Origin of the sequence: Amycolatopsis thailandensis (assembly GCF_002234405.1) — a bacterium.
Lineage (GTDB): Bacteria > Actinomycetota > Actinomycetes > Mycobacteriales > Pseudonocardiaceae > Amycolatopsis > Amycolatopsis thailandensis.
The window spans coordinates 131156-143210 of the sequence record NZ_NMQT01000102.1; the positions used below are offsets into that span (position 1 = coordinate 131156).

The 12055-nt window shown below is 65.1% G+C and carries 11 protein-coding genes; 3 read left to right on the plus strand and 8 right to left on the minus strand.

What is annotated here, in order from left to right; translation table 11 throughout:
* Nucleotides 1–290: 290 nt before the first annotated feature.
* From CFP71_RS28420 to CFP71_RS43785, 3 genes are all read left to right on the plus strand, one after another.
* A complete protein-coding gene (locus tag CFP71_RS28420; protein WP_208636058.1) occupies nucleotides 291–1403 on the plus strand; it encodes a tyrosine-type recombinase/integrase in 1113 nt (370 codons plus the stop codon).
* On the plus strand, nucleotides 1400–1717 hold the full coding sequence (locus CFP71_RS28425; protein ID WP_093937031.1) for a helix-turn-helix domain-containing protein: 318 nt from the start codon (nucleotides 1400–1402) through the stop codon (nucleotides 1715–1717). Before CFP71_RS28420 ends, CFP71_RS28425 begins: the two co-directional genes overlap by 4 nt.
* Nucleotides 1718–1791: 74 nt before the next feature.
* The gene (locus CFP71_RS43785) at nucleotides 1792–3729 is read left to right on the plus strand and encodes a site-specific integrase (RefSeq protein ID WP_143267199.1); all 1938 of its coding nucleotides are present in this window, start codon (nucleotides 1792–1794) and stop codon (nucleotides 3727–3729) included.
* Between the two features lie 82 nt (nucleotides 3730–3811).
* Here the strand turns inward: CFP71_RS43785 and CFP71_RS28435 are convergent, their stop codons facing one another.
* From CFP71_RS28435 to CFP71_RS28465, 8 genes are all read right to left on the minus strand, one after another.
* Complete coding sequence (locus CFP71_RS28435; protein ID WP_093937017.1) at nucleotides 3812–4405, minus strand: CAP family protein; 594 nt, start codon at nucleotides 4403–4405, stop codon at nucleotides 3812–3814.
* Between the two features lie 128 nt (nucleotides 4406–4533).
* The gene (locus tag CFP71_RS28440) at nucleotides 4534–5322 is read right to left on the minus strand and encodes a bestrophin-like domain (RefSeq protein ID WP_167406315.1); all 789 of its coding nucleotides are present in this window, start codon (nucleotides 5320–5322) and stop codon (nucleotides 4534–4536) included.
* Between the two features lie 198 nt (nucleotides 5323–5520).
* A complete protein-coding gene (locus tag CFP71_RS28445) occupies nucleotides 5521–5961 on the minus strand; it encodes a hypothetical protein (protein WP_093937019.1) in 441 nt (146 codons plus the stop codon).
* A 53-nt stretch (nucleotides 5962–6014) separates the two neighbouring features.
* The gene (locus CFP71_RS28450; protein ID WP_093937020.1) at nucleotides 6015–7472 is read right to left on the minus strand and encodes an NAD(P)/FAD-dependent oxidoreductase; all 1458 of its coding nucleotides are present in this window, start codon (nucleotides 7470–7472) and stop codon (nucleotides 6015–6017) included.
* An 18-nt stretch (nucleotides 7473–7490) separates the two neighbouring features.
* Nucleotides 7491–8489 carry a hypothetical protein gene (locus CFP71_RS28455; protein ID WP_143267200.1) on the minus strand — a complete coding sequence of 333 codons (999 nt, stop codon included), beginning with the start codon at nucleotides 8487–8489 and terminating at the stop codon, nucleotides 7491–7493.
* A 477-nt stretch (nucleotides 8490–8966) separates the two neighbouring features.
* The gene (locus CFP71_RS28460) at nucleotides 8967–9377 is read right to left on the minus strand and encodes a hypothetical protein (protein ID WP_093937022.1); all 411 of its coding nucleotides are present in this window, start codon (nucleotides 9375–9377) and stop codon (nucleotides 8967–8969) included.
* Between the two features lie 1206 nt (nucleotides 9378–10583).
* Nucleotides 10584–10808 carry a hypothetical protein gene (locus tag CFP71_RS43790; protein ID WP_143267201.1) on the minus strand — a complete coding sequence of 75 codons (225 nt, stop codon included), beginning with the start codon at nucleotides 10806–10808 and terminating at the stop codon, nucleotides 10584–10586.
* Between the two features lie 137 nt (nucleotides 10809–10945).
* On the minus strand, nucleotides 10946–12055 hold a 1110-nt coding region (locus CFP71_RS28465), incomplete at its 5' end, for a tetratricopeptide repeat protein (RefSeq protein WP_143267202.1).

Below are 12055 nucleotides of genomic sequence, written 5' to 3' on the forward strand. Positions count from 1 at the left end.
GGGGAGACAGCACCAGACCTCGAACATCCGTGCGATCATGCGTTCCAACCTGGGACTTTGTCAAATTGCAGAATGAGCCGAGTTGCATCTATCACAACAGGCCGCCAGTGCAACCTTTATGCAGATCACAAGCCTGCCGACGCGACCGCAGGGAGTCAAGGCGAGCCTCCGAAGTCGAGTCGCAGACGCCGCTACCGCCCAGGTCGACAGACCCTTTGAGTATTAACCCGAACGAGTAGAACTCCACTCCATTTAACGCCACATCGTTGTGTTTGATGCAACATACTGGGGTGGACGACGGTCTTGCCGGGGCGGCTCGCATGATGCTTGTCGAGGGCGTGTCGTTTCTCGATCCGGAGACGGCGGTCTTCGAGGCGATGCTCGAGGGGTGGGCGCGGCAGCAGCGAGTCCGGTTCCTGAAACCGAGGACCATCCATGCACGGTTGCACCTGGTTCGGCGGTTCGCCGCGGCGTCGAACCAATACCCGTGGCAATGGACAGCGGGTGAAGTGGAAGCGTTCCTGTCGCAGCTACGCTCCGGCGACAGGCCAGTGCGGATGTCGACGCTGCGCGCGCACGAGTGCGTGTTGCGCTTGTTCATGCAGTACGTCACCGACCCGCGATACCAATGGCCTGACGTGTGCCTGCAGCGATTCGGCGCGGCGCCGATGATGGTCTTGCACGAGTTCAACAGCGTCCGGCACGTCGCCGACGTCGAGAGCCGCCCTGAACGGCGCGCGTTGAGTTACGACGAGGTGCAGGCGTTGTTCGACGCTGCCGACGGCTTGGCGGATCAGGCGCGGGCTCGTGGCCGCAAGGGCGGCATCACCGCGTTGCGGGACTCGATCGCGCTCAAGACCGTGTATGCGTTCGGCCTCCGGCGCAGGGAAGCCTGGGGCCTGGATCTGCCGGACCTGCGGCACAATCCTCGTATCCGCCACTTTCAACGGTGCGGTGCGCTGTTCGTGCGCTGGGGCAAGGGCTCGCGCGGTAGTCCGCCGAAGCGGCGGACTGTTCTGCTCGTGCCCGAGATGGACTGGGTGGTCGAGCCGTTCGAGGAGTGGCTCGAGGAGATCCGGCCGCTGCTGAACACCGCCGGGCTACAGGCAGTGTTCCTCACTGAGCGGGGTAGCAGGCTGGCGCCGCGGGGTCTCAATGCGGCGTTCCAGCGGGCCCGTGACGCCGCGGGCCTGGATACGGAGCTGGACCTGCATTGTTTGCGGCACTCCTATGTGACGCACCTGGTCGAGTTCGGATACCCGCCGCGGTTCATTCAGGAGCAGGTCGGGCACGCGTATCCCAGTACGAGCTCGATCTACACCGACGTGTCGGACGAGTTCCGGAACCGGTTGATGCACCAGGCACTCGGCGCCTTCGCGCCGTTCATGTGGGAGGCGCCGTGACGAAGAAGATGACCTTCGAGTGGCATCTGCGTATGCGGATGGCCGAACGCGGGATGTTTCAGACCTCGGATCTGGTCAAGCCCTTGGCAGAACGCGGAATCGTGCTGTCCCGTGAGCAGATCTATCGGCTCGTGACGACGCCACCTCAGCGGCTGTCGATGGATGTGTTCGCCGCGCTGTGCGACATCCTCGCCTGCGCACCGAACGACCTGATCGAGATCAAGGTCGCCGGTACGGCGACAACGAAAGCAGCTGGAGCAACCCGGCTCCCGCAGGTCCGTCGCAGCACCATCCGCCGCCCGGACCTGTCATGACACAACCGAACCCGACGAACGCGGCTGGAGAGCCGGCCACGCTCTTGAACTCCTTGGCCAGGCATCTGCCCCAGATGAGCGGCACGGAATTGCGTCTGCTGCTGCACTCGACGCGGATCGCCCCCGAGGAGATCCCTGACCTCGTGGCCTTCTTGGACGGACACGACGACGCGCTGACGGTGGCGAGGTCGTCCGTACCAGCGGCATACTTTCCCTTGGCGCACCTGCTTTCCGTCCATTCCGGAGTGGACGTCGCGCAGCCCGAGTGCTCCGCCTGCGGGCACGCGACGTTCTTTCTGCCGCATATCGCGGCGGACGGTCGCTGGTGCGCGCGATGTGTCGGCCGCCTGACCCGATGCTGGCGCTGCGGCACGTCCGGCGGACGTCAGACCATCACCCCCGAGGGGCCGATCTGCTCGCCCTGCCGACGTGGCCTTCGCTCCCCTCCGCGAGCGCGAGCGAAGCCCAAGAAGGCCGAGGCACGGCGGCGACGCTGCACCTACCTGCCGTGCGCATTGTGCGGCAAAGTCTCGCGCGTCGCCGCACTCTGGCCGCTTGGCGCCGTCGGTGGCTGCTGCCGTGGGAAGGTGATTTCGGCCAAGACTCCCTGTGCGGTCTGCCGCACCGTTCTGCCGCTTATCGGCTCCGGCGCCGACGGCGCCAGGATTTGCGGCCCTTGTGCGGGCAGCCCGCTCACCTTCGCCTGCCGCACCTGCGGCGCCACCGGCGACAACTACAGCGCCCGATCCTGCCGTCGATGCGCCCTGACGGACCGGGTAACCAAGTTGCTGATGGGGCCGGACGGGACAATCTCTGCCCGGTGGGCTGCTCTCCATGCGAAGCTTGCTGCCAGCGATACACCGTCGGCCACGATCCACTGGATCCAAGCGACGAAAGGCAGCCGGCTGCTCCGCCAGCTCGTCATCGACGACATCCCCGTCACCCACGAACACCTCGACACCCTCGCCCCCTCCCGAACAGTCAACAGCGTCCGGGACCTTCTCGTCCGATGCGCTGTCCTGCCCGAACGAGACGCCGAGTACATCGACCGGATCGACCCGTGGCTACGCAACCTGATGGCCGACGCGCCACCACACCACCTGCACGTCCTGGGACCGTTCGCCCGCTGGTACCTCCTGCCGAAAGCACGCCGCGCCGCGCACCGGCGTGGAGTCGGCCAGAGCGCCCCCACCACCATTCCTTCCACCGTCCTGGCCGCCTCCCGCTTCCTGCACTGGCTCGACAGCCAGCACCTCGCGCTCGCCGAACTTTCCCAGTCGCATGTGGACGAATGGCTCGACAGCGGCCGCGGGCACTACAGGTACCTGTATCCCTTCATCACCTGGACCCGGACCCACGGCTTGATTCCCACCGGCATCCGGGCACCATTCCCGCAGTACCCGCAACGGCTGCCACTGCTCGACGATGACGAACGCCTGCACCAGCTCCGCCGATGTCTCGACGACGAAGACCTCCCGCTCACGCTTCGCGTCGCAGGCGCCCTCACCCTCCTCTATGGACTTCCCGTCACCACCATCGTGCGACTGCGCCACGACCAGGTGGCCACGACAACCACCGGCACCTCCTTGAAGCTCGCCGAGCATCGACTCGCGCTCCCACCTCGGCTCGCCACGCTCCTGGAACGCCTCGCCGCTGAGCCACCCGCTCCCCACGAAGTGCCTGGCCTGAGAAAGCAAACCTCGCCACTGCTGTTCCCCGGGGCAGCGGGTACACGGCCGATCGCGGCCAACACACTGTCCCACCGCCTGGCCGGCCACGGACTCGCCGGACTCACGGCGCGCAACAGCGCGCGCCTCGCTCTCGCCGCCCGGCTACCCGCCTCGGTCCTCGCCCAGCTCACCGGTATCGAGGTAGACACCGCTGCCGAGTGGAATCACCGCGCGGGCCACGACTGGACCTCATATGTCGCAGCACGGCCGTCGCTGCCGGACGACGTCCAGACATCAGGTGAGATCAGCCTGAGGCGGACGGCGTCCCGCGGAGCACCGTAGGCCGCACCATCCCGGTGTCGCGGACTCCGGCAGCGACGGGCTCCCTCACCGATTCACTCTGAGACGCAATCGCGACCATGAGTCACGAGATCGGGCGCGTCACATTCTCTCGAAAAAATTTCATACTGTCCTCGCCGCCATAATAGATATTTCCCCGCGGATCCCACAGTGCGACTACAGTACACGCGTAGAACCGTTGCTTTTTTCCGCATGCTTTGCCGATGCCGACACTCTTGCTGGATTTCCAGACCATTTGGGTAAAATCGCTAACGCGTCCCGGACTATTAGCGGGGTCGTCATAGTTGTAGTTCCGGGACTCCGCGTACCATCGGGAGGGCACGTTCTTCATGCCGGGATATCCGTTCGTGCTCTTATCAGAGGCCAAGGTCCTCCCGTATCGGGCCGCTGGCGAGTACTCCCCCTTGATGCCGTTTTCCAGTGCCCACACGGCATAGTCCTGAGCTAGGGCGTCGAGGTCCGGGTTCACGGTGACGGGGTCGCTCGAGTGCCGGGCCCGGTACTTGTTGATCTCACTGAGGAAGGGCTTGTCGAAGGCAGGGTCGCCGGACTTCACCTGCGGGGCAGGTGCCTGAGCTGCCGCAGCGAGGCCGGGCGTGAGGCCGAGAACGAGGACGGCCGCGATAGCCGCCGACGCCATCCGGTTCGCGCGAGTCATGTGATCCTCCTTGTGGGTGTCCGGTCGACGGTGCCGGCGACCGCGTTCTTCAGGGACGGTTCAGTTCATTTCATTTCCGATGTGCGATCGACGCGTCCGCTGGGCCTGAGATGGGCTTGCGTGCGTCGCTATCTGCGTAGTACTTGGTCGCGCAGGGCTTCGAAGGCGTCGGGTCCGACGCTGTAGTCGCCGAGGAACGGATTGTCCATGGCGGCGATCAGGAAGATCATCATACCGACGAAGACGGCGAAGAGACCTGAGACGGCCAGGTGCCCGAGGACCCGGTCGATGTCGATCATCGCGATCAGGACGAGGTTGATGGCGGCCCCGGCGATGAGTACCCACCACAGGGCGGGCGGGAGTCCGCCGGTGACGGCGCTCAGGCGTTCCCGGCGGGCTTCCAGGAAGTGGTTGAACTGGCTGAAGGCCTCGGCGTGCACGGCTTCCTGTCCCGGGGTCGCCGGCTCGAAGGAGGCCATCGTCTTCAGCAGCGCGTCCGCCTTGCCGATGCCGTCGGTCGGGACGATACCGAGTCGCTGCTGCGGCCAGGCCTCGTTGATGACGTAGTCGACGTAGGTTTCCAGCTCGGCCCGCATGGTGCCGCGGATGGGCTCCGGGTAGGCGGAGACGTCCCGGTAGAGCGCCGCGACCACTCCGGCCTCGGTGTCCGCGGCGGCCTGGGCGTCGGAGAACGTGGTGTAGGTGGCCGCGGAGATCAGCCCCAGGAGCAGGCCGTAGAACAGACCGGTACCGGTGAGCACCAGCTCGACCATGGAGTTCCGCTCGTCCTTGTCACCGAACAGCCTGGCCGCCACCGGCCGGAGCGCGAACACGCCACTCCACGCCACCACCAGCGACCCGACGACGATGAGAGTGAACAGGAGCCACGTCGGAAGGTCGTAGACCCACAAGAACATGAATGATCGATACCCGTCTTGATTATGAGTGTTGTGTCTGCCCGAAACAGCCACCGCGGTCACGCCGCCGTGACCGCGGTGGCAACAAAGGTCGTGCGCCGTCCAACTAATCATCGGCCGCGCGTTCTATTAGTCCCGGCGCGCCACAGAGAACAGCAGGAGAGCTTCCCGATCCGCCTTCGTTGTCATCTCATCTTGTCACGGCAGCGTCGATATATTCTCCTGCGGCAGCGAATCGAACCTCAGCCTGGCGAGGTTCACCGGCCCATCCCTCAGGAGGATGTAGGCGTCCCTGGGGCGCAATGGACCATTCGTGAACTTGTTCTTGCGCAGATTCGGCAGCTCTTTGGAGATCGTGTGCACATAACCAGGACGGATACAATCGACGTCCCTCCCCTCGAAGACAGCCGCCAATCCCGTCGGCGTTTCCTGCACGGCGCGGAAGACCAGCAGCTTTTTCGTAGCGATGTCAGCGCACGCGAATGATCCTTCGAACTTGATGCCGCCGGTGTCCGTGATGTAGATCCTGTCCATCTTGATGTACTCGCCGGCACGGGTTTTCGTGGCGGCAGCAGGACCTGTAGTGACGACGGCGGCAGCAAGCATCACGACGACAAGGGTTACGATTTTCTCTCTCATGTGAGCATTCCTTGCTCAGGTTTGTTTGTGCTGTCGACCTAGCTCGCCAGGTTCTACGCGCGCTGCTTCGCGACCTCCTTACTGGTGGATAAGCCAAGTCGGGGTGAGGTGGTGAGCCGGTACCGCTCGCCCGCCGCAGCGCGCGGGTCCCAGAAGCCGGGTGCGGTGCTGAGGTCGCGGGCGGGGCTCATGTCGACGCCGGGGATTCCGCTGGCACGGGAACCTGCGGCGAGTTCCTGTGCACGGTGGCCTTCGCGGAGCAGGTGTTCGGTGAGGACGCGGGTGTCCGGGTCGAACGCCTCGCGCAGGTCGGTGTTGCCCGCGGTGATGTCGACGAACGCCTCGAGCAGATGTCCACCATGGACTTCTTGTGGGGGTTTGCGTAGTCGTTGGGCGTGCCAGAAGAAGGTTTGTTTGCCTTCGTAGCGTTCGTACATGTGCGAGACGAGGGTGAGCAGGCGGGTGTAGGCGCGCCGGTAGGAGGTTTCGAAGAACTCCCACGCCTCCGTCTCGCCGGTGTCGCCGCGCAGGGTGGAGGCCAGGCAGGCGGCGGCGGTGGTGGCGCTGAACAGGGCCAGGTGCACGCCGGTGGACAGCAGCGGGTCCAGGAAGCAGGCCGCGTCACCGGTCATGAGGTAGGCGGGTCCGGAGAACCGGGTCGCGGTGTAGGAGTAGTCCTGCTCGGCCCGGACCGCCTCGACCCTGCGGGCGCCGCGGGTCATCCAGCGGATGGTGTCGTGCCTGGCGAGGCTGGACAGGTAGTAGTCCTCGAGTGAACCGGAGGCGGCGAGCCGGTCCCGGAACTGGTCGCGGTGGGCGACGTAGCCCAGGCTGAGGCGGTCGCCGCCGAGCGGGATGGCCCACCACCAGCCGTGTTCGGCCGCGAGGGAATGCACGGCACCTTCGGGTGCTTCAGGCAGCAGTTCCGCACCGTGCCAGTAGGACCAGGCCGCGACGTTACGGAACACCGCGTGCGGGAGCCGGTTGCCCAGGTGCCGGGTGGCGAGGACCCCGGAACGCCCGGTCGCGTCGATCAGGTAGTCGCAGCTGATCGTCCGCCGCGCGTCCGGGTGGCGTTTCGGTGACCAGGTCACCGCAACGGGACGGCCGCCGGCGAAGGACACCTCCCGCACCTCGGCGTCCTGCACCACCCGGGCTCCCTGGGCGGCGGCGTTGCCGAGCAGGATCTCGTCGAAGCGGGCCCGATCGACCTGCCAGGAGGAGGCGCCAGCGCCGACGGTGGCCGTCCAGTCGATGACCCAGTCGTCGCTGCCCCAGTGGATCACCGCGCCGCGTTTGGTCTGGAAGCCAGCCGCCCGTACCGCGTCGGCGGCCCCGGACAGTTCCAGGATCGGCACGCACGACAGCAGCAGCGACTCGCCGATGTGGTAGCGGGGGAACACCTCGCGTTCCAGCACCGTCACGTCGATGCCTTCTCGTGCGAGCAGGGCGGCCGCGGTGGCGCCGGCCGGGCCGCCGCCCATCACCACGACCGTGCTGTGCTCACTCATCCCGAAGCCCCTTCCCAGCTACTTGCCGCGGCTGGGGACCATGACGCCGGCGACGTCGAGGTTGTCGGTCTGGTCGGTGTCGACGTCCGACGACGAGGCCGGGGAGATGATCGTCGGACCGAGAACGATGCCCTTCGGGCCGCCGTCGACCGCCTTGAGCGGCACGTCCAGCGTGCGCTGCTGCTCCACCTTCAGTGCCGGGACCTCGCAGGTGACGATCTCCGGAATACCCGGCGAGGGGTCCTCCAGCTGGAACGCGCAGCCCTCCGGCAGGGGCTTGGCCCGGTCGACGTTGGTGTAGAACGGCGTCGCCACGGTCACCCGCACCGCCCCCGCCGTGTCGGCGGGCCCGACGTTGCCGTAGGTGATCGTCAGCGTCGACGTCCCGTCCTTGGCCTGCGCGGGCATCGCGTGCGTCAAATACAGGCCGACTTTGTTCCCCTCCGGCAACGCCGGTGTCGGCTGCGTGGCGGTCAGATACGCCAGCGTCCAGTTGTCCGCCGGATCCGCCTCCACATCCGCGGAACCCGGGACCGGCAACGCGCTGACCCGGCCACGGATCACCCCGGTCACCCGGGCCCGTGTCGTGACCGCCACCGGCACGTCGATCGTCACCGGCGCCGCTGGCGCCAGCCCCGCGGGAAGCACACAGGTCAGTACCTCGGGAACCGTCGGATCCTGATCCTCGAACCGCAGCTCACACCCAGCGGGCAGCGGCTTCGCACGATCGATGTTCACATACGCCGGAGTCAGATAGGTGACCCGGGTGCCGCCCGTGGTCGCCGCCGAGCCGTTGTTCACCACGGTCACCGTCTGCGTGCCCGTCGTGCCCGGGGCCAGCGCCACCTGCCCGGCCGTCACCGCCAGATCCACCGCCCCCGACCTTGTTTCCGCCCCTTGGCCCGGCGCCGCCGGACCCGCCAGCGCCGGGACCACACCAGCGGCGACCGCGGCCACCGCCACCGCACCCGCGGCCAGCAGAACAGGCTTACGGCCCATCACAGAACGAACCTTCACAGCACAAACACCCTTCACGAGATCGCGGATAGCCACCGTGGCGGCGACGGCCCGCCGGGCAGCAGTCAATTTTCTTTGTCACAGACCGATCGCTTGGGCCACACAGGCCCTCTCAAAGCTCCGTCATGAGGGGCGTGCGGCCTGCCCGTGAGGCACTCGTCGCGCCGGGCCGCAATACCGGGTGGGAGTGCAGGAGCAGCCTGCTCGACCCGGACCTGCCAGCCAGTGAACATTGCGGACTATCGAGCGTGTCGAGTCGTGCCCGCAGAGATGGGGCAGGCAGTGGCTCTCCGGGGATGCCCGCGGCGGCGAGTCGGTCGCGGTAGGCAACGTAGCCGAGGGTGAGCTGGTCACCGGTCGAGCGGCTCACCGACCGTCGGCAGGGCTCGACCCCGGCCGACGGCCGGCCGCTAGCGAGTTGCACCTCTCCTAAAGCAAGACGACTACAAAGAGTCGCTACCTCTCCGCCGAGGAATGTCAGCCTGCAGCGGTCAGCTCGCGGAGAACGACCTTGTCGAGAACGACAGGGCCTTCTTTAAGAGAAAGTGAGCTCCTTTCCAGCTTGCCCACGATGAACGGATCAGACCCCGATATCGGCGCCAGACTGAACACGAAAGACTTGGCTTCACCCTCGCGAAGGCAACTCTGGTCGAACAGATACCCTTGCGCATGCGACGCGCGCTTCTTCTCCCGGTCCACCTGCCATATAAACGCATAGATCTGTTTTTTCAGTGCAGTTTCCTTGCATGTGAAGCTTCCCGCGAACGTGAGAAATCCGTTCTTTTCCAGTGCGACTTTGTCCACCGTCAGGACCGAATCAGCGTAAGCCGGACTGGCCGTCACCACCAAGGATGGCAGTAGCAGCGCCGCCATCAGCGTCAAAGTCATTTTCCTGAGCATCTCACCACTCCGATCAATATTGCCGTCCTGCCAAATTCAACCTACAGCCAGTCCCGAACTGAAGCGGAAACTTCAGTCAGTACCGAATACATCTTCCCTGCCGCTCACCGTGGAGGTACTCATAGGCGACAAGAGTTGCATACAAACCGGAAACCCTTCGCCGCTCATTCAAAGGAGCCATCCCAGTGCAACGCAAAACAGTGAATCCATCCTCGCCGGAAAGTCTCATAACGCTTGCAATGCCACTTCACTCTCGGGACATGACGTTAACGCCACTATGTACCCGTGCGCGAATGAGCGGCCGCACTGCACTCGAAAGTGTCTGTCGCCGCCCCGGTAATCACCCGTAACCCCGATATTTATTCCTTAAACCCAGTGGGATGCCCGTTCTTACTCTGAGATCACTTTCCGTGAATCATCCTTCGAATCAGAGGCCCGAGCGGCTTGTCACCCTTTCGGGCGAACTCACCCTGACCGAACTCGCGGAACGTCGATAGCGGCACCACGAACAGGGGCGCCGGACTCTGTGCACCGGGTCGACGGAAGAACGGCCCCGCCTGTGAGCCGCCGCCGACCGGGTCCACCCACCCCGACGTCGCGACGAAGACCGATAACGCGACGAATTCTCCGAGACCAGCTGCCTACACGGCAGGCAAAGGCCACGCATGCATCCTGAGCCGCCCAGCGCTGGAGCAAGCAGAAGAGTCATGCGGCAGCGCCCTGAAGGCACTGGCACGAAACTTCCTCACAACAGTCGCTGACGCTGCTTAAAGATTCTGCTCGGAGCCATCCTCGGCGGCAGCGGTAAACCTTCCTGCGGCGAGCCACCTACACCGGCCGGACTGCCGTGACGCAGCCACTGGGGTTCTTACTCCGTTATAAGTAGGTGCAACGAACTCCCCGACAAGTCGGGTTCCTATGCGGGCCGCGAAACTGCGTGAACCACCCTCAGACACAGCCCCAGGCCGTCGTCCCCCTATCGCAGTCTCCTGACGACGCCCTGTCGTGGCCGCCTGAGTACGTGTTCGAGAACCCGAGCACGCGCGGTCGAATACTGCACGTTCGAATATGTGCACTGCACCAGCAGAACGAGTGTGACGACAGGCGTTAGTTGGCAACTCACAGCGCTAGTTGGCATGGCGGTGGTCGAGGTCACCGTGACTGATGTACCGGACCGCGCTATCTGTCACATGATTACACTATCTGTCGCTGCGGCGGCTTGAAGGTTCCGTGGTCGATGGTGTGTTCGAGTTGGGCTCGGTAAGAGGTGAACGCGTCGAGCAGTCCGAAGACATGCTCGACCACCACCGCGACATCCAAGCGCCCGCACCGAAACCACGAAACGCGCCACGCCGTCAGCCATGCCACCTTTCGCCAGCGATCGAAATAGACACCGCCCACGGCGGGGCGAAAGCCCATGCTGGAGCGGATAGCTGCACAGCTACCCGCTCCGTACCGGCCAGGGAAGCAACAGCCCGCGGGCTGAGTGGCCTTGTTCGGCCTGATCGCTATCGGCGTCCGAGGTGCAGCAGAGATCCGCGCACGGACAGCTGACTTTAGGCGTTGTTGGTGCGGCAAGTGGGTGAGTCCGGCGGATGGAGACCGAGAGTTACTGCTTCATCGTGGCGGCCGAGGAGGGTCAGCTGCTGACTCAAACGCGCCACTTCGGTTCGGTAACGTGCTTCGTACCCTTGCGGATCGTTTTCACTGCAGGCTTTCCATACTGCCAGCGCTTCACGTCGGGCAACGAGCGCGCCCTCGATGTCATGCGCCTTCTCTAGACAGTTCCCGAGGCTGGTCAGCGAGTTGGCGAGGTCGGGGTTGTGTCGATCAGGCTCGATATCGGCCAGCCCACGATAGATCGCGACGGCCTCCTCCGTGGCCTCCAGGGCTTCCCGATACCGGCCCACCGCATCGAGGCGGATCCCGAGGTTGTTCAGCGAGTCGGCGAGGTCAGGGCGGTGTCGATCAGGCTCGATATCGGCCAGCCCACGATAGATCGCGACGGCCTCCTCCGCGGCCTCCAGGGCTTCCCGATACCGGCCCACCGCATCGAGGCGGATCCCGACGTTGTTCAGCGAGTCGGCGAGGTCAGGGCGGTGCCGATCAGGCTCGATATCGGCCAGCCCACGGCGGATCGTGGCGGCCTCCACCGTGGTCTCCAGGGCTTCCCGATACCGCCCCACCCGCTGCAGGTCGACCCCGAGGTTGTCCAGCGAGCTGGCGAGGTCGGGGCGGTACCGACCAGGCTCGATATCGGCCAGCCCACGGCGGATCGTGGCGGCCTCCACCGTGGTCTCCAGGGCTTCCCGATACCGCCCCACCGACCGAAGGTAGGTCCCGAGGTTGTTCAGCGAGGCGGCGAACTTGGTGTTATACCGATCAGGCTCAATATCGGCCAGCCCACGATAGATCGCGACGGCCTCCTCCGTGGCCTTCAGGGCTTCTCGATACCGCCCCACCGACCACAGGTAGGCCCCGAGGTTGTTCAGCGAGGCGGCGAACTTGGTGTTATACCGATCAGGCTCAATATCGGCCAGCCCACGATAGATCGCGACGGCCTCCTCCGTGGCCTCCAGGGCTTCCCGATACCGGCCCACCGCATCGAGGCGGATCCCGACGTTGTTCAGCGAGTCGGCGAACTTGGTGTTATACCGATCAAGATA

What these genes read in the sequence shown, in the direction of transcription:
- CFP71_RS28460 (WP_093937022.1), bottom strand. Translation starts at nt 9,377, where the DNA reads ATGACTTTGACGCTGATGGCGGCGCTGCTACTGCCATCCTTGGTGGTG.
- CFP71_RS43785 (WP_143267199.1), top strand. Translation starts at nt 1,792, where the DNA reads ATGAGCGGCACGGAATTGCGTCTGCTGCTGCACTCGACGCGGATCGCC.
- CFP71_RS28435 (WP_093937017.1), bottom strand. Translation starts at nt 4,405, where the DNA reads ATGACTCGCGCGAACCGGATGGCGTCGGCGGCTATCGCGGCCGTCCTC.
- CFP71_RS28445 (WP_093937019.1), bottom strand. Translation starts at nt 5,961, where the DNA reads ATGAGAGAGAAAATCGTAACCCTTGTCGTCGTGATGCTTGCTGCCGCC.
- CFP71_RS28440 (WP_167406315.1), bottom strand. Translation starts at nt 5,322, where the DNA reads ATGTTCTTGTGGGTCTACGACCTTCCGACGTGGCTCCTGTTCACTCTC.
- CFP71_RS43790 (WP_143267201.1), bottom strand. Translation starts at nt 10,808, where the DNA reads ATGGGCTTTCGCCCCGCCGTGGGCGGTGTCTATTTCGATCGCTGGCGA.
- CFP71_RS28450 (WP_093937020.1), bottom strand. Translation starts at nt 7,472, where the DNA reads ATGAGTGAGCACAGCACGGTCGTGGTGATGGGCGGCGGCCCGGCCGGC.